Raw genomic sequence first — 17,261 nt, 5'->3', positions numbered from 1 at the left:
CGCAATGATGGGCAACGGATCATGTTACGCCAGTCGCCCAGATCGCCTACCCCAACGGCCTCAAAACATGCGCCTCGATACGGGCGAGACGTTTGACGTGGCGTGGGGCGGGCAGAATGTCCGAGCCGGAAAACAGAATCGGCGCGCCGTCTTCGGCGTCGAGCGCGCGGCCGCCGCATTCGTATGCGACCAGCACGTTCTCGCCGATCGGGGTGTTGAACAACTCGTGCCATGAAAACGTCACAACGTAACCATCGTGTCCCACGGCCACGAATACCGTACGCTTGAACTCGCCCGGCACCTCGTTCGGCAGGCCCGCTTCCGAGAGCAGGGTCGTCAAACGCACGCCGCGGTATGGCTCGACACTGCGGATGAAACGGTTCGTCGTATAGCAGCGCAGGTCGAACGGCGTGGACAGCACGCTTTCGTACGCCTTGAGCCGCTCGAGGTCGAAAGACAACAGGCGCTGGAATCGTCCGCACAGGACGAGCGCGCTTTCGACGGCAGGCGCGGCAATCACATTCACACTATCCATAAGCGCTTATCTCCAGCATTTCGTGTCTGAGCGGCTTGTTCGTTCGTTATGTCCGTGTGTATATTACGCTGCGATGATCGCCATGGCGCAAAAATGCATCGATACGCACTATATCGCCAGGCATATCGACCATTTCGCCGACGTCATCCACTCCTATAAAAATTCACGGCTCGCGTCGACCAGCCGGCTTCGCGGCCGGCCTTCGATCCGGCCGCTCAGGAGATTACATGCGCCTCTCTAGCCGCTTCGCGTCACGCTTCTCGTCCTGCTTCTCTACACGCTTCTCGCCTCTGTTACGCACCACCCGCTTCGCCCTCGTCAGTTGTGGTCTGATCGCGTCGCTAGCGGGCTGCGGCGGCGACGACGTCGCGGCTGTTCCGCAACGTATCGCCGTCAGCGCCGCGCCAAACGGCATCGCGGTACGCGCGGCCGACGGCGCCGTCTTTATCACCGACGACCAGACCAACGGCGTACTGTCCTCCCCCGACGGCCACACCTTTTCTCACTACGCCACCGTGCCGGTCGTGGCCGGCCAGGCGAACAGCCTGAGCCAGTTGAGCTTTGCCGATGCCGGCACGCTGATGATCGAACGCTTCGGCTTCGGCACCGCGAGCGCGGTATTCAGCATCACGGGTGCGGACACGATTGCGCCGCTGAGCGGCCCCAATCCGGCACGCCGCCGCCTCGGGCTCATCTCGATCGGGTCGAACCGGCTGCTGTCCACGTGGTTTATCAAAAACGGCAGCGCGCCGCCACAAGGCGGCCTGAGCCTAATCACTTACGACCCGAACGCGCATACCGCCGTCGAGCGCGACCTGCTGACAGGCCTCGGCAAGCCGGTCGGCGTGGCCGTGTCGGGCGATACCGTGTATGTCTCCGACCAGGCAAACAACAACATCGTCAAATCGAGCCTGAGTGCGCTGCTCGCCGGATCGCAGGCGGTCGCACCTGGCGCGACGCTCGTGCAGATCAACAGTCCCGACCTGATGGCCGTCGACGCGAGCGGCACCCTCTACACCAAGTGCAACACGAGCGGCCTCTGCCGGATCGCGCCGGACGGCACCACCAGCCTGCTTGCAAACGACTTTCAGGACGCTCGTGGCGTGGCCGTCGATGCGCCGCGGCACCTGCTATACGCCGTCGACCGCGCCGGCAGCACGGGCGGCACCAGCTACGTGCGGACTTTCCCGCTCAATTAATTGAGCGGACCAGACGCGCAACGACGCACAACGCAAGGCGATGACGTCGTAATATATCGCTCTTAATAACGCATCGGGGTTAATCGCATGATTCGCAAGCTGCTGGCATCTTTCGTTGTCGTCACCGGCGTGGTGACGGCCGCACCCGCCTTCGCGCAGGACAATACGGTCAACGTGCTGTACGCCGGTTCGCTCGTCAATCTGATGGAGCGCAGCGTCGGCCCCGCCTTTGAAAAGGCGACCGGCCAGCATTTCCGTGGCTATGCAGCGGGCTCGAACAAGATCGCCAACGAAATCAAGGGCAAACTGCGGCGCGGCGACGTATTCATCAGCGCCAGCCCGAAGGTGAATACCAGCCTGATGGGCGAGGCGAACGGCAATCATGTGACGTGGTATGTGAACTTCGCCGAATCGCCGCTGATGATCGGCTACAACCCGCAAAGCAAATTCGCGGCGGACTTCAGGAGCAAGCGCTGGGACCAGGTGCTGCAGGAACCGGGCATCCGCATCGGCCGTACTGATCCGAAGCTGGATCCGAAGGGCGCCTTCACCGTCGAGATGATGACGAAGGCCGCGGCGCTCTACCATCAACCGGATCTCGTCGAAAAAACGCTGGGCGACGCGGAGAACCCCGCTCAGGTTTTGCCTGAAGAAACGCTGGTGGGCCGCCTGCAATCCGGTCAGCTCGACGCCGGCTTCTTCTACTCGACCGAAACCTCCGACCTGAAAATTCCGGCGCTCCGTCCGGCGCCCGAATTGCAGGCTAAAGCAAGCTACACGCTGACGATTCTGAGCGACGCCCCGAACCGTGACGGCGCGAGCAGCTTCGTCGACTTCCTGCTGAGCGCGCAAGGCCGCGCGCTGCTCAAGCAACACGGCGTCGATGTGATCAAACCGACCATTACCGGCGATGTACAAGGAATGCCGCCTTCGGTCCAGGCCGTGATCGACGCTGCACAGTAAGGTGGCAAAACAGGCGGTAAACCGGTCCGCCGCGCGACCGCTGCTGTGGCTGGCGGCGCTGCTTGCCGTCTATCTGTGCGCGCCGTTTGTCGCGAGCGTGCCGCAACTCGGCGCGGCCGACTGGCCGAATGTCGACTGGCGCGCGGTGTGGTCGGCGGTCGGCATCTCGGCGGCGAGCGCCAGTGTGGCCTCGCTCGTGATTCTGCTCGGCGGCGTGCCGCTCGGCTATCTGCTGGCACGTTCGAACTCGCGCAAGATGGCGCTGCTCGGCTTCGTCGTGCAGTTGCCGCTCGCCTTGCCGCCGCTCACGAGCGGCGTGCTGCTGCTGTTTCTGCTCGGCCCGTATAGCTGGGTCGGCCAGTTCACAAACGGGGCGCTGACGGATTCGTTTGCCGGCATCGTGCTCGCGGAAGTCTTCGTGGCCGCGCCCTTCCTGATCATCGCCGCGAAATCGGCGTTTGCCGCCGTGGACCCGGTGCTCGACGACGTGGCCGCCACGCTCGGTCACCATGCGGGCAGCCGCTTTTTCCGCGTGATGTTGCCGGTCGCGTGGCCGGCGATTCGTGCAGGACTAGCGCTCGCCTGGCTGCGTGCGTTCGGCGAATTCGGCGCGACGGTGATGGTGGCCTATCACCCGTACTCGCTGCCGGTGTATACGTACGTCGTATTCGGCGGCCAGGGTCTGCCGGCGATGATGCCCCTGCTGCTGCCAACGCTCGCCATTGCGATTGTTTGCGCGGCGCTGTCGATCTATAGCCTTCGGCAGAAATCCGCGCTCGAACAAACCGAAAACGGCGACGACGCGCCGGAGCCCGGCACGGATCTCACCGCCAGCCGGGGCGAGACCACCGGCCGGCGTCTCACCTTTCATTTGCAACGCCGCCTGGGCGCGTTCGAACTCGACATCGCATGGACACCCGCGACGCGGCGGCTGGCGATCATCGGACCGTCGGGCTCGGGCAAATCGCTGGCATTGCGCCTGATTGCAGGGCTCGAATCCAACGCATCCTGTTCCGTCCGGCTCGGCGCAACCGATTTGAGCCCGCTGCCGCCCGAGCGCCGCCAGATCGGTTATATGCCGCAAGACTACGGTCTGTTTCCGCACATGACGGTCGCGCAGCAACTCGCGTTTCCGGTCGACGCCGATGCCGCCAGCGCGCGCTACTGGCTCGATCATCTGGGCCTCGCGCAACTGGTCGCGCGCTTGCCGCATCAGTTGTCGTTCGGTCAGCGGCAGCGTGTGGCGCTGGCCCGGGCGCTCACGCGTCATAGCGAATTGTTGCTGTTCGATGAGCCGTTCGCGGCGCTCGATACGCCGCGGCGGCGGCGTTTGCAGCAGTCGTTGCGAGCCTTGCAGCGCGAGATAGCCGCGGTGACCATCATCGTCACGCACGATCCCGACGAAGCGGCTCTCCTCGCCGACGAAGTGCTGGTGGTCGAACAGGGCCGCGTGTTGCAGGCAGGCTCCATCGCCACGGTATTCGAACAGCCGGCTTCGATGCGGGTCGCCGAACTGCTTGGCTTGCACAATGTCGGCGAGGGTTCGATGAGCGCCCCGGGTCGGATCGAGATCGGCAATGGTTTGACAATCGCAACGGGCGACAGCGACCTAGCCATTTCCGCTGGGCAACGCGTGATGTGGCGCATCTCGTCCCACGCCGTGCATCTTTGTCCCAACGGTGCGCATGCCGGCGTGGTCGAGGCGGTCGAATTACGGCGCGGCGAGCGGTATGTCAGGCTGAATATCGCGGGGGTACGGTTCGATATCGCCAACGAGGATACCCGCCTGCGCGAAGGAAGCCCCTGCCGGATCGATATTGACGACGCCGGTGTGTCGGTCTGGAAGCTCAGTTGACCCGCGGCTAATTCTCGCCCGCGTGAGCCCGCTTCCTGACATCGGAAAACGCCATATCCACCAGCAGTTTTCCTGAATCGAAAACGGTGACGAGCGCCTCGTCCCATTCGCCTTCAACAGTGCGCTCGCCCCACGCCACCGGCAGCGTCGCCGTTCGATACTCGCCGGTGTGACGATTCTGCAGCAAGGTAAGCCGCCCTTTCATCGACCGCTTGCCGGCATCCGTAACCGGATCCTTGTGGACGTCGTGCCATTCATCGCCATGCCGGATGGCCGAACACTTCATGGCGAACCGCTGCGTATCGCGGTTGATCTGCTGCAACAACGCACCGCCCATGCCGAACACGATGTTGTCCGCGGCAAAGCCAGCCTGATCCATGCCCGCAAGGATCGCTTCGATCGAGTCCGGATTCACACCGTCGCCCTGAATCACGCGGACGTTATTGAGCACGCGCCGCCCCTTACCGTTCACCGCCGAACCGAACGAGGCCTCGAGCGCCTGCATGGTCTGCAGAACTATCGTCAGCGGATCGCCGGAATCCGGCCGGATCACCAGCGTGCCGCCCGAGTCGAGCACCGCCTGCTTCAACTCCGTGCCCCATACCTTGAGCGCGGAAAACAGGTCGTAGGAATCGGATACCACCGAAACGATCGCCCCCGGCTTGCCGAACTTCGCGATCATGTTGCGGAAGGCGTCGGTTTCACGCTCGCGCCCCCATGACGTGATCGTGCTGTGCTCGGCGGCCGGCACCGAGAACGCCGCCATCGGCTCGTTGTAGTAGTGGTTCGCGGCAAGCACGCCGAGCACCGTATCCGAACCCATGAAACTGACGAGATGCGCGGAACCGCCGATCGCCGCCGATTCCGCGCTCGACACGCCGCGCGCGCCGAAATCGTGCAGCTTGAACGGCAATTGCGTGAGGTCGTCGCTACTTTTCTCCAGCCAGGCGCGGATCGTTTTGCGCAGATGCCAGCTTTGCGTCGCGACCGTGATCGGATACCACACGCGCAGCAGCATGGTTTCCAGATACGAGGCCAGCCAGAACACCTGCGGATCGTCGCACTCGACCGTCATCAGCACATTGTGCGTGGGCACGACCGAGCCTTCCGGCACCGCGCGAATCCGCACCGGCAGATAACCGCCGCGATGCTCGACGATGTAACGCCAGCCGGCTTCGTTGAACGGCTCGCCGTGCGCCGTGAAAAACGCCTTCGCCTGGTCGATCATGGCCGCCGTAATCGGGCGGCACAGATACTCCTTGATCAGCATCTGCAGGCCGAAGAACAGCGTGCTGTCATAGCGGCCGCCACGCGACTCGATGTATGAAAACATCGCCGACGCCTCGGGCGGATATTGCAGATAGTGCGACGCCTTGTATGAATCCGTGTTGAGGATCGGATTGGACAGGATCGACGCCATGTCGTTGAACGGGTTGATATCGCTTTGCATGGGTGACGTTGCGCTGACGCGGCGCTCTCAAGGGTAATCGGGCCGGCCGGGTATTTTGCCGCTTATGCCGTAGCCCGAACTACACCATACATCGTCAAAACACGCCCGGAATCACGCGGAACCGCACCTTACCCCTGTACGCCCGATACCGCTCGTCTTCGGACAGGAGCCGTTCCTCCCGCACAATGCGGCCAATCTGCAACGCAAACTGGCATCCGTAGACAATCACGTTCTGAATCCCGAAGTTCGCCAGCAAAAACCCGATATCCGTCAGGAAATACCCCAGGTACATGGGGTGACGCATGAACCGGTAAGCGCCGTGGGAGATCACCCCGCGATTGGCGGGCAAGATGCCAAAGGACCTGCTCAGCGACACCTTCGCAAACATCTGCCAGATGATCCCCAGCAACTGCAATGACGCACCGGCCAGTTCCGGAATGAGCTGGGTTCCCGGCGACAGCCGCACGGCCAGAAAATAGAATGTTCCGCCTACCGAGCAGATGAACGCAAAAGGCGTCCAGTCACGTTTGCTGGGCACCCGCGCAAACAGCGACAGGCCGAGAGTCATGAACGCGCTCACCACGAGCAGCAACAAGGTGATACGGGTGGGCGCAACAAGCCATTGCCTGACCGCCGCATAGGTAAAAATGCTCAGCATGAACCCCGCGGCGACACGCGCGGCGATTTCGACCGTCGCCTCGCGCCAGCCGCCGGCCGCCACCGCGCTGCCTTCGCCGCCGTCTTCACCGCTGCCCTCACCGCCGACGCGAGCTGCCGCGCTCGCCGGCTCGCTGTTCGCAGCATTCTCGAGAGAACCCTCTCTATCGACTTCCCGCGAGCGTGTGGTTTCTGTCATGCGTCACTCACTTCGATCTGCGAATTATTTTTCAAGTCTTCTGCATGAAGATTTCTGGTCCACCCGTGCCGCAGCGTAGCAGTCGCAACGGGCCGATGTCCATATCATGCCATGCGTCATGCCACACGCGCCCGGATTCAGGCCGGGCGTGCGGGTTTCAGCGATCGGATCGGGTCAGTGGCCCGGCTTCAATTGCGGCGGCACGTTCGGCCGCGCAGCGAACAAGCGGCCGAGCATGCCTTTGCGGGGCTCGGCAATGGCGGGCCACAGCATGTCGGCGAGCAGGCAGATACCGCGCGCCAGCGCGCTGTCGTGGGCGGTGGTGACGAGCGGCACGCCGCGATTGAGCGCCTCGTTGACCTGCTTGTCGTCACGCGAAAGCTGGTGCGCGACCTTCGCGCCGAGAGTCTGTTCGAGTGTCGGCAGATTGATGCGAGCGTTCTTGTCGTATTGATTCACCACGACCCGCACCTTGCTGGGCGGATAGCCCAGTTCCTTGAAAATATCGAGCATCCGGCGGCCGCCGTGCAGGTAAAGCGGATTTTGCCGCACGATCATGCAGATCGCATCGCTGTGATCGAGCGCATGGATCGTCAGCGGATTGATACTCTGGCCGATGTCGATCAGGACCGCGTCGTAGCGCTCGCGCACCAGCGCGAGAATCTGCTCCAGTTGCGAGGGCAGCATCGCGGCCGCCTTGAGCGGGTCGCCGGCCCCCGCCAGCACGTCGAGGTTCGCGTGTACGTGCATCACGCAGGCGTCCAGCAACGCGGCGTCCAGACGGTCAACCTGCAAGCATAGATCGGCGAGCGTCACCGGTGGCGGCTTGTCGGCGAGGAGCAGGCTCGCGTCGGCGAATTGCTGACTGAGATCGATCAGCAGCACGCGTCTGTTACGCTGCGCAGCCAGCGACCAGGCGAGATTCACGGCGATCAGCGTCGTGCCGCTGCCGCCCTTGCACGATGTCAGTGACACGATCCGCCCGGCACGGCGCACGCCCACGCTTTTCTTCCCGGCGATATGCGTGAGCGCCGCGGCAATCTCATACGCGTCCAGCGGCCATGACAGCACGTGCCGCACCCCGACGCGCATTGCCGCGGTCAGCAAGGCCGCGGACGGCGCTGGCGTGACCAGCATGCAATACAACGCGGGCGAGCAGGCCAGCGCCTCTTCAACGCCGTGCAACTCGCGCGCGCTCAGATCGACGTCGTCGACAATCAGCAGATCGGCGCTCCTGATTTCACGGGCATGTACGCGCAATTGCCGCGCCGTGCCATAAGCGGTGCGCAAACGAAATACCACGCCGCTTTCTTCGAGGCGCGCGACGATATGCGGCGCGCGCTCCGCGCTGGACGAAATCAGAAAGATGTCGATCATGTCGGGCCTCCGCCGAACTGAAGCCTTCCAGTGGGTAAGGCCACGTCAATCACTCTGCGCGTTCAGACGTAGTCGTCGGGATCGGCTGGGTAGATGGCTGCGCCCCGATCGTGATCCCGTTCGGGCAAAACCGGAATTTCATAGATCGCTTCGCGCAACACGTCGCGCTGAATCTCGGCCTGAGCCTTGCGTTTGATTGCCTCGGCGATCACCAGCGTGAGCAGATCGGCCGACGGCGCGGCGACCAATGACTGCTGTTGCGCAAAGTGACGCGAGTAGAAGAAACCGGCGCCGCGCGCCGTGTTCTGGTGATTCAGCCGCAATGCGGCCGGCTTGCTGATCGTTTTCATGACACCCCCGAATGAAGAGCCATTGCAAGGCCATCTCCAGGTAAGCCGTGCCCGCCCGAATGCGCGGGCACGGCGCCCAGTTCTCCTCGTAGCGTGTGCCCCTCTGTGGAGACTCAGGCCATTCCTCCCCGCTTCGTCGCGCCGGCTGTACGGACCGTGCGCTGCCCCTTCCCTGTTCTGTGCATCGCGTGCTCGAGATCTGCCCGAGCACGGTATCTGTCGTTATGACGATCAGCCTCGACCGTTCACTTCAAATCCGTCCCATTTGACGGATAAAGTGGCGAGGTCAATGCTTCACGTCGTCCGGTGACGGAATGACCGATACTTCGTACCGCTCATTCGCCCCGTTTTTTTGACGTCCGTTTTTCAGTGGCCCCGCCGCACCCTCGTAAGACACATTGGCTTCCCCGGCCGCGCTTACGAAGACAAGTTTTGCCGCCGGGCTCCATCTGCTGTTTCCCCGTGCATCCGGAGCCAGGCGGCAATGAATCTGCTTGTGAGACTCCTATTGCAATGGCTGTGCCATGCATCATCAATCCCTTGCTGGATGGAGAATTTGCTGCAATGCACCGCGCCGGGCCGGGCCTCGCGGTACACGTTGATTCGGATTTGACACGCGCTGGATTCAATCGCTAACGCAAGGCGGAAGGATCTACCTGCGCAGGGCATCGGCGCACTTTTTGTCGGTCCCTCTCCGGCCGCGCTTTGCGGCGTGCCCCGGTCAAATATGCCGATGCTTCGGGCCACGAAACGGCTTTCACGGTAGCTGCCCAAAATGTCGCAAGCTTGAGACGCGGTAATGCCTGGTAATTCGGCAACGCGTCATTTATTGCATGATTAACAGCATGAGATTTGCGGTCGCTATGTGGTCTTACACGCACAGCCGGGGTTGACCTGCTATTTTTGAACGGCAAGCCGATACGTCCCGGTGCGAAAAACGTTTCCTGATCCAGAATTGTTTGTATGGCGCTCCAAAGCGCTTTCGCATATCGTTAGGCCATGCGCCACCTAGAGCGCCTGTGTCAGGCCGCCGAGGTAATAAACGGCTTTTTGTGATTCGGGGATGAAATAGTCAGGCAGTTTCAGCGGTGAACACTTATTCTGCTGCCTGTCCGAAATGCAGCGCCCTGCGGCTCACGCCGCTTCAAACCCCCGTCATTGCCGCTACCGTGAATTTGCCATTGCCGGTCTGTCCAATTCGTCGAAAGCCGTTCTGAGAGAAGCAACGATCCGGGGGTTATATGAATACGACTAGCACGCCTGTCGACACCGAACGCACCGTTCTGTACGTGTCGAGCGCGCCCGATCAGAACCTCGCCCACTTCCTGGCCGCATCGGGCTGGCAAGCGGTACACGCCAAAAGCACGGCGATCGCCGAGCGCATGATCGAGCGCGCCAATATCAAGGTCGGCCTCGTCGAATTGCCCACGGACTGCACCTCCCAATACTTGTCGGCTCTGGCTTCCTGCATGCGGCGCGTCGAAACCAATTGGGTCGCGCAAATCGCGCCGGGCCAGTCGGAAAACGAACTGGTTAGCCGCTTTATCCTCGATTACTGCTTCGATTTCGTGACCCGGCCGTGGTTGAACGAACGGCTGGTGTTCGCGCTCGGGCATGCGCACGGACTGTCGAGCCTCAGGCACGCGCCGGTCGCAACGGAACCCTCGCTCGGCCGGCACGGCATGGTCGGACAATGCGAGGCGATGCAGCAGTTGTACCGCCGGATCGACAAATGCGGCGTGACCGATGCGCCGGTGTTCGTCGCCGGCGAATCGGGCACCGGCAAGGAACTGACCGCGCGTGCGATTCACGAGCGCTCGCCGCGCGCGGGCCGGGCGTTCGTCGCGATTAATTGCGCCGCGATTCCGCCGAGCCTGCTGCAAGCCGAATTGTTCGGCCACGAACGCGGCGCCTTTACGGGCGCGTTGCAACGCAAAATCGGCCGGATCGAAAGCGCCAACGAGGGCACCCTGTTTCTGGACGAAATCGGCGACATGCCGCACGAGTGCCAGGCGGTCCTGCTGCGTTTCCTGCAGGAAGGCACCATCGAACGGCTGGGCGGCAGCGGACCGATCAAGGTCGACGTGCGGGTGATTTCGGCAACCCATGTCGATCTGGACCGCGCCGTCGACGACGGCCGTTTCCGCTCCGACCTGTACCACCGCCTGTGCGTGCTGCGGCTCGTCGAGCCGCCGCTGCGCGAGCGCGGCGGCGACATCAAGCTGCTCGCCAACTACGCGCTCAGCATGTACCGGCAGGACGGCGCGCGCAAACTGCGCGGACTGTCGAGCGACGCGATCGTCGCCATGTCGAACTATCCGTGGCCGGGCAATGTGCGCGAGCTGATCAACTGCGTGCGGCGCGCGGTGGTGATGAGCGAGGGGCGCTTTATCACGGCGAGCGACCTCGGCTTGCCGGAAACCGACAGCGGGCCGGCTGTGACGCTCGCGGAGATCCGCAGCAAGGCTGAGAAGGACGCCATCGAGCACGCGTTGCAGCGGCATGGCTACAAATTGTCCGACGCCGCGGCCGAACTCGGCATTTCACGCGCCACGCTGTATCGCCTGATGCATGCGAACCGGCTGCATCAGGAGCCGGCTACCGGGCGTGCGCCGAATGCCAACGGCGGCACGGATGCCGACAAGGAGGCGGAGCGGCAGGCGCCGTATCTGGTTTGACCCTGCCGGCCGCCTGAGCGGGCGAACTTGCGCAAGACTGCCAGGCCGGACGCGATGGACGCGCCGGGCATGATGGTTACCGCGGTCCAGCGCGCCAGATGTCGTAACCGCCTATCGGATCTCCCCTGGCGTTGCTATGCTGAAAGCCGTTCATCCACCCGGGAGTGGACTTGGCCGATCAGCACGCTCCGGCGCTTGCGCGCCGCCCTTCCTCTGCCCTCCCGGCCCAGGCGAGTCCGTGCGACACGCTTGCCATCCACGCTCAGCCCCTCGGCCTCGGTCCGCCGTGCCGGCGCAAAAAGCTCGTGCTTGCCGCGACCATTCTTGGCTCGAGCATGGCGTTCATCGACAGCTCCGTGGTCAACGTCGCGCTACCCTCGATCCAGACCGAGCTGGGTGCGAGCGTCGCGGCCATCCAGTGGGTGGTCAACGCCTATCTGCTGTTTCTCGGCGCGCTGGTGCTGGTGGGCGGCTCGCTCGGCGATACGCTCGGCCGCCGCACCGTGTTTATCGCAGGAATCGGCGTGTTCACGCTGGCCTCGATTGGTTGCGGCCTGGCGCCGGACGCCCGCGCCCTGATCGCGGCGCGCGCCGTGCAAGGCATCGGCGCGGCGCTGCTGGTGCCGAGCAGTCTTGCCATTATCGGCGCGATGTTCGACGACAAGGAACGCGGCCGGGCGATCGGCACCTGGGCCGGCGTCGGCGCGATCACGTCGGCGCTTGGACCCGTGGCGGGCGGCTGGCTCGTCGATGCGTTTTCGTGGCGGGCGATTTTCTTTCTGAACGTGCCAGTTGCGTGCGCAACCATCGCGCTGGCAATCATCGCCGTGCCGGATAACCGGCGCAAAGACGACCCATCCGGCCCCGCCGCGGCGCTCAACGGGCACGCGCCGCCCAGGCTCGACTGGCGAGGCGCGGTGACAGCCACCGCAGGACTCGCCGGGCTGACCTACGGGCTGACCATCGCCGCGGCACGCGGTTTCGGCGATCACCGGGTGCTGGCATTAATCCTCGCCGGCGTGCTCGTACTGGCCGGCTTCGTCGCGCTCGAAGCGAAGTCCCCTAATCCGATGATGCCGCTCGACGTGTTCCGTTCACGCAACTTCGCCAGCGCGAACCTCGTCACGCTGCTGCTCTACTTTGGCCTGGGCGGCGCACTGTTTTTCCTGCCGTTTACGCTGATTCGCGCCTATGGCTACAGCGCGACGGAAGCAGGCGCCGCGCTGCTGCCGGTGCCGGTCACGATCGGCGTGTTGTCGCGTTTCACCGGCGGGCTGACGGGCCGTTATGGCGCACGGGTCCTGCTGGGCATCGGGCCCGCAATCGCGGCGCTCGGCTTTGCCATGCTCGCACTGCCCTGGGTAGGCGGTGAATACTGGCGCGGCTTCTTTCCCGCGCTCGTTGTGCTCGGGCTCGGTATGACGATTACGGTCGCACCGTTGACGACCACCGTGATGACCTCCGTATCGGCTGCGCGCACCGGCGTCGCGTCAGGCATCAATAACGCCGTTGCCAGGGTGGCGAGTCTGCTGGCGATCGCCGTGCTCGGGATCGTGTTCGTGTGGTCGCACGACGCGGCGCTCGATGCGCGGCTCGACGCGTTGCATGTGCCCGACGCGGCACGTCAAACGGCGCGCCTGGCCCAAACGGGCCTGGCGCAAACAGGTAGCGACGCGGGCTCCGTGCCCTCCGGCGTCACGCAAAGCGCTTCGCATGCCGAAGTGACCCACGCGCAGACCGAGGCGTTGGGTGCGGCGCTGCGGGCGGTGGCGCTGGTGTCGGCGGTATGCGCGCTGGCCGGCGGGGTGCTCGCGGCAGTGACGATCCGTTCGCAACACGGGCCCTAGAGAGGCAGCGCTATTTCATCGACAGTTCAGAAGGCTGTGAAACGTCGTGGTCAACCGGCCGCCATACTGGTAACCGGTATCTCAGACCACCACTACTACTTGATCGGGAGCCTGCACATGACAATGACCTGCTTTATCCGCTATCAGATCGATCCATTCCAGCGCGACGCCTTCAACGACTACGCTCGCAACTGGGGCCGCATCATTCCTCGCTGCGGCGGCCATCTGATCGGCTATTTTTTGCCCCATGAAGGCACCAACGACATCGCCTGGGGCCTGATTGCATTCGACAGCCTCGCCGCCTATGAAACTTATCGGGCGCGTCTGCGCAGCGATGCGGAAGCGCGGGAAAATTTCCAGTTCGCGCAGACCAGGCGCTTCATTCTGCGCGAGGAGCGCACCTTCACCGAAGTGGTCGAAGGCACGCTTGGGGTGCCGGCAACGGGCGCGGTGGACGCAACGGAATAGGCGATGGGTACGCCTGCGGGTTCGCGGCGGCGTCGGCGGCTGTACCGTCTGATAGGCAAGCTTTTTGCTACCTGACGTTACAATCCGGACCATCTGGCCAAGCTTTCGCGTGGCCACCGAAAGCCGCCACGGATGGAACTTGTACGATCAATCCCGTGTCGGTTCAGGGTCACGCCGCCGAACCGGTTCACGCGTCCCGGCACCACCGTCCGAACCTGGTACCCCGCTTTACACCCTATGCGCAAAATACTTCAAGCCTGGTTTCTTCTTTTTCTCGTTCTGAGCACCGCGCCGGTCTTTGCCGCCGCGGTGCAACCCGCCGCCGCATCAGGGGCATCCGCCGCCGCGCTCACCTTGACGCCCGAACAGGCCCGTCAGGCCCTCAGCGTCCTCAATGACCCCGCCCGCCGCGCGCAAGTCAGCGACACCCTCCAGGCGATCGCCGCTGCGGGCGCCCTCAGCGCTCCGCCTGCCTCGGCAGCAACCGCGGCTTCAGCGCCGGCAGCGGCCAGCAGCGCCGCCGCGCTCGTTCCAGCCGCATTCCAGTCCAATGGTCTTGCCTCGCAACTGGCGCGTCAAGGCGCGCATTGGGCCGTACGCCTCGGCGCATCGATACGCAGCTCGCTCGCCGCGCTGCTCGACGTCGCATCGGTGCGTGCCTGGTGGCATTGGCAATCGACCAACCCGCAAGCACGCAGCATATTGGGTCAGGTGGTGTGGTCGCTGCTGGCGGCGCTGCTGCCCGCGCTTGGGCTCGAATGGTTCGCGCGCCGCGTGCTGCGCCGCGCCTACACGGCCCTCGCCGCACGGCGCGAACAGGCGGCCGATGACACCACCGTGCCGCCAACCGGCCTGCCAGGCGCATCCGCCAGCACGCCCACACCGTCGCCCACCAGCGGCAAAGCCATCGAGGCCAAAGGCAAGCAGCACGCCGTGCATCACTGGACGCTCCTGCAACGTCTGCCGCGCGCGCTGCTGACTGCCGTGCTGCGCCTGTTGCCGCTGGCGATATTCGTCGCCACGGCAAGCGCGCTGATGTCGATCTTCACCACCGACGGCACGCCGCAGGACCGCGCGCTCGATTCGATCATCGACATCTACGTACTGTGCCGCCTGATCGTGATCGGCAGCGGCTTCTTCCTGCAACCCACCGCGCCGCGCCTGCGTCTGTTGCGCATGAGCGATACGTGGGCTGTTTTCTTGCAGCGCTGGATCGTGAGGATCGTTGCGGTGGTCGGCGCCGGTTCGGCGATCGCGGAGATAGCGCAGTCGCTCGGCCTGAACGATGCGGCGCATCTCGCGCTGATGAAGGTGGTCGCGCTCGCCGGCCACATCATGATCTCGATCCTGATCCTGCGTTGCTCGAAGCCGGTCGGCGACCGGATCCGCAAGCGCTTCGCCGCGAGCAAGTCGCTGGAAATGTTCGGCCATGCCCTCGCCGACGCATGGGCGTGGTTCGCCGCGTTCATCGTCATGGCGCTCTGGTTCATCTGGGCGCTCGACGTGCAGAACGGCTACCACACCCTGCTGCATCTCGGTGGCATTACGCTGGCGATCCTGGTCGGCGCGCGGGTCGTCTCGATCGTGATTTTCGGCGCCATGGCGCGGCTCTTCAATGTACAAGGCGATACGGAAAAGTCACTCGTGCAGGAGCATGCCTACCGCTATTACCCGCTGCTGCGGCGGATCGTCTCGTGGATCATCGGCATCGTCACCGCACTCGCGCTGCTGCAGGTATGGGGTGTCGACGTGGGCGAGCTGTTCCAGACCGGTTCGATCGGTCATCGGCTGGCTTCGGCGCTGGTCACGATCGGGGTCGCTGCGGGGATCGCGCTGGTGGTGTGGGAAGGCGCCAACGTGGCGATCGAAAAGCGGCTGGACCGCTGGACCACGAGCGGCGACCTGGTGCGCGCCGCGCGTCTGCGTACTCTCCTGCCGATGCTGCGCAGCGTGCTCTTCTGCGTGATCGCGCTGGTGGTGGTGCTCACAGGCCTGAGCGAGCTCGGCGTGAACATCGGCCCGCTGCTGGCAGGCGCGAGTATCTTCGGCGTGGCGCTCGGCTTCGGCTCGCAAAAGTTGGTGCAGGATTTCATCACCGGCATGTTCCTGCTGATGGAAAACGCCATGCAGGTCGGCGACTGGGTCACGCTCGCGGGCGTGTCCGGCACGGTCGAGTATTTGTCGATTCGTACCGTGCGGCTGCGCGGCAGCGACGGCTCGCTCTACACCGTGCCGTTCAGTTCGGTTTCCACAGTGAACAACACCAATCGCGGACTCGGCAATGCGGCGGTAAAAGTGAATATCGTGTTCGGCGAAGATGTGGATCTGGCAATCGCCACGCTGAAGGAAATCGGCGCCGCGCTGCGCGAGGATGAGAAATACAAGGACGGCATCCTGTCCGACTTCAGCTTCTGGGGCGTGGATGGAGTGGATGGCTCGGCGGTAACGCTGGCCGGTCAGATCCAATGCCGCGACACCGCGCGCTGGGGCGTACAGCGCGAATTCAACCGGCGCATTCTCGATCAGTTCAGCACTCGCGGCATCGCCATCGCGAACCCGCAACGGCATTTGCTGACGTGGGACCCGGAGAGCGTGGCGGCCAAAGTCGAATCGAACGGCACGCCGGATGACGCCCCCAAGACCGCACCGGAAGGCCCGGCGCCGGCAACGCCGGCAGCCGATACCTCGCTGAAGACGGCGGCCGCCGCAAAAGCCGACGCACCGCTCGACGATCAGCCGCCGGCCGACCCTAAGCCGGCCGGTGGCCCAGGAACGCCAGCAAATCCTGGTTCAACCTCTCCGCATGCGTGAAGTAGAGGCCATGACCGGCGCCTTCGTAGACGTTCAGCGACGCACCTTCGATCAGCGCCGCCGTGGGCCGGCCAGTCAATTCGAGCGGCGCTGAGGCGTCGCGGTCACCCTGCACGACCAGCGACGGCACGCGGATGCGGGCCAACTCCGCGCGAAAATCGGTGATGGTCTGAACACGGGCGAGTTCGAGCATGGCCTGATGCGAGGTTTGCAGCATCATGCGAATCGTCCAGTCGAGCGGTGCGCGCGACGTGCCCGATCCGAAGTAAGGCGCGGCATTGGCCTCGATCCAGTCGGGGAAAGAGCGGCTCAGCGCAACGCGGCCTTGCTCGAACAGAGCGGCGTCGATCCCGTTCGGATTGTCTTCGGTTTTCAGCAGATACGGCGTGGCGGCCGGCGCGACAAACGCAACCCGGGCCACACGTTCCGCGCCGTAGCGCGTCAGGTAGCGCACCGCTTCGCCACTCGCGATCGAATGCGCCACCAGCGTCACGTTGCTCAGATCGAGCGTGCTCAGCACGCTGTCGAGATCGGCGGCGAGCGTGTCGAAGTCGTAGCCGCGCCCCGGGTCGCTCGAACGGCCGTGGCCGCGGCGGTCATAAGCGATGCAACGGCAGCCGAGGCGCGACAGCGGCTCCATCTGATAGGCCCACATGTCCGAATTCAGCGTCCAGCCGGACAGGAACACGAGCGGCGTGCCATGCCCCCAGTCGCGGTAGAACAGACGCGTATGGTCCGCGGTGCGGATGGTGTTGGGTTCGTCGGTGAGATACGGTGCGGTTGCGTTCATGAGAGCCTCTTTAGCTTGGGTCGCCTGGGTCGGAATCGTTGTGCCGTGCCGCCACTTTGCCTGGCGGCGGTAGGCAGGTCGA

At 64.0% G+C, this 17,261-nt stretch carries 13 protein-coding genes; 7 read left to right on the top strand and 6 right to left on the bottom strand.

Annotation, left to right across the window (positions count from 1 at the left end):
• Window positions 1-46: 46 nt before the first annotated feature.
• On the bottom strand, window positions 47-535 hold the full coding sequence (locus GH665_RS29095; RefSeq protein ID WP_153140656.1) for a molybdopterin-dependent oxidoreductase: 489 nt from the start codon (window positions 533-535) through the stop codon (window positions 47-49).
• Window positions 536-762: 227 nt separating this feature from the next.
• Between GH665_RS29095 and GH665_RS29090 the strand changes: the two genes are divergently transcribed.
• The 3 genes from GH665_RS29090 (at window position 763) to GH665_RS29080 (ending at window position 4,552) form a co-directional block, all read left to right on the top strand.
• Complete coding sequence (locus GH665_RS29090) at window positions 763-1,734, top strand: NHL repeat-containing protein (protein WP_246216402.1); 972 nt, start codon at window positions 763-765, stop codon at window positions 1,732-1,734.
• An 87-nt stretch (window positions 1,735-1,821) separates the two neighbouring features.
• Window positions 1,822-2,697: an extracellular solute-binding protein gene (locus GH665_RS29085; RefSeq protein WP_153140655.1), complete on the top strand. Its 876-nt coding sequence runs from the start codon at window positions 1,822-1,824 to the stop codon at window positions 2,695-2,697.
• 1 nt (window position 2,698) lies between these two features.
• Window positions 2,699-4,552, top strand: coding sequence for an ABC transporter ATP-binding protein/permease (locus GH665_RS29080; RefSeq protein ID WP_153140654.1), 1,854 nt, complete (start codon window positions 2,699-2,701; stop codon window positions 4,550-4,552).
• Window positions 4,553-4,559: 7 nt separating this feature from the next.
• Here the strand turns inward: GH665_RS29080 and GH665_RS29075 are convergent, their stop codons facing one another.
• The 4 genes from GH665_RS29075 to GH665_RS29060 all read right to left on the bottom strand — a co-directional run bounded on the left by GH665_RS29075 (window position 4,560) and on the right by GH665_RS29060 (window position 8,585).
• Window positions 4,560-6,002 carry a nicotinate phosphoribosyltransferase gene (locus GH665_RS29075; RefSeq protein ID WP_153140653.1) on the bottom strand — a complete coding sequence of 481 codons (1,443 nt, stop codon included), beginning with the start codon at window positions 6,000-6,002 and terminating at the stop codon, window positions 4,560-4,562.
• Between the two features lie 94 nt (window positions 6,003-6,096).
• Window positions 6,097-6,858, bottom strand: coding sequence for a methyltransferase family protein (locus tag GH665_RS29070; RefSeq protein ID WP_153140652.1), 762 nt, complete (start codon window positions 6,856-6,858; stop codon window positions 6,097-6,099).
• A gap of 174 nt (window positions 6,859-7,032) precedes the next feature.
• Window positions 7,033-8,235, bottom strand: a complete 1,203-nt coding sequence (locus tag GH665_RS29065) for a CpaE/TadZ family protein (RefSeq protein WP_153140651.1) — start codon at window positions 8,233-8,235, stop codon at window positions 7,033-7,035.
• A gap of 62 nt (window positions 8,236-8,297) precedes the next feature.
• A complete protein-coding gene (locus tag GH665_RS29060; protein ID WP_153140650.1) occupies window positions 8,298-8,585 on the bottom strand; it encodes a hypothetical protein in 288 nt (95 codons plus the stop codon).
• 1,241 nt (window positions 8,586-9,826) lie between these two features.
• On the opposite strand from GH665_RS29060, the gene GH665_RS29055 reads away from it, so the two are divergent.
• The 4 genes from GH665_RS29055 (at window position 9,827) to GH665_RS29040 (ending at window position 16,389) form a co-directional block, all read left to right on the top strand.
• Window positions 9,827-11,263, top strand: coding sequence for a sigma-54-dependent transcriptional regulator (locus GH665_RS29055; protein ID WP_153140649.1), 1,437 nt, complete (start codon window positions 9,827-9,829; stop codon window positions 11,261-11,263).
• Window positions 11,264-11,433: 170 nt separating this feature from the next.
• Entirely contained in the window at window positions 11,434-13,110 is a 1,677-nt protein-coding gene (locus GH665_RS29050) for an MFS transporter (RefSeq protein ID WP_153140648.1), read from the top strand.
• A 117-nt stretch (window positions 13,111-13,227) separates the two neighbouring features.
• Window positions 13,228-13,578, top strand: a complete 351-nt coding sequence (locus tag GH665_RS29045) for an NIPSNAP family protein (RefSeq protein WP_153140647.1) — start codon at window positions 13,228-13,230, stop codon at window positions 13,576-13,578.
• Window positions 13,579-13,815: 237 nt separating this feature from the next.
• Entirely contained in the window at window positions 13,816-16,389 is a 2,574-nt protein-coding gene (locus GH665_RS29040) for a mechanosensitive ion channel family protein (RefSeq protein ID WP_153140646.1), read from the top strand.
• Here GH665_RS29040 and GH665_RS29035 read toward each other — a convergent pair.
• Window positions 16,328-17,179, bottom strand: coding sequence for an alpha/beta fold hydrolase (locus GH665_RS29035; protein ID WP_153140645.1), 852 nt, complete (start codon window positions 17,177-17,179; stop codon window positions 16,328-16,330). The two genes, GH665_RS29040 and GH665_RS29035, sit on opposite strands and share 62 nt — an antisense overlap.
• Window positions 17,180-17,261 lie beyond the last annotated feature (82 nt).

It is taken from the genome of Paraburkholderia agricolaris, from assembly GCF_009455635.1.
GTDB lineage: Bacteria > Pseudomonadota > Gammaproteobacteria > Burkholderiales > Burkholderiaceae > Paraburkholderia > Paraburkholderia agricolaris.
This window is presented reverse-complemented; position numbering and strand designations above follow the sequence as displayed.

Coding starts and splice junctions, on each gene's coding strand:
- GH665_RS29095 (WP_153140656.1), bottom strand. CDS start 535: ATGGATAGTGTGAATGTGATTGCCGCGCCTGCCGTCGAAAGCGCGCTC.
- GH665_RS29090 (WP_246216402.1), top strand. CDS start 763: ATGCGCCTCTCTAGCCGCTTCGCGTCACGCTTCTCGTCCTGCTTCTCT.
- GH665_RS29085 (WP_153140655.1), top strand. CDS start 1,822: ATGATTCGCAAGCTGCTGGCATCTTTCGTTGTCGTCACCGGCGTGGTG.
- GH665_RS29075 (WP_153140653.1), bottom strand. CDS start 6,002: ATGCAAAGCGATATCAACCCGTTCAACGACATGGCGTCGATCCTGTCC.
- GH665_RS29070 (WP_153140652.1), bottom strand. CDS start 6,858: ATGACAGAAACCACACGCTCGCGGGAAGTCGATAGAGAGGGTTCTCTC.
- GH665_RS29065 (WP_153140651.1), bottom strand. CDS start 8,235: ATGATCGACATCTTTCTGATTTCGTCCAGCGCGGAGCGCGCGCCGCAT.
- GH665_RS29060 (WP_153140650.1), bottom strand. CDS start 8,585: ATGAAAACGATCAGCAAGCCGGCCGCATTGCGGCTGAATCACCAGAAC.
- GH665_RS29055 (WP_153140649.1), top strand. CDS start 9,827: ATGAATACGACTAGCACGCCTGTCGACACCGAACGCACCGTTCTGTAC.
- GH665_RS29045 (WP_153140647.1), top strand. CDS start 13,228: ATGACAATGACCTGCTTTATCCGCTATCAGATCGATCCATTCCAGCGC.
- GH665_RS29040 (WP_153140646.1), top strand. CDS start 13,816: ATGCGCAAAATACTTCAAGCCTGGTTTCTTCTTTTTCTCGTTCTGAGC.
- GH665_RS29035 (WP_153140645.1), bottom strand. CDS start 17,179: ATGAACGCAACCGCACCGTATCTCACCGACGAACCCAACACCATCCGC.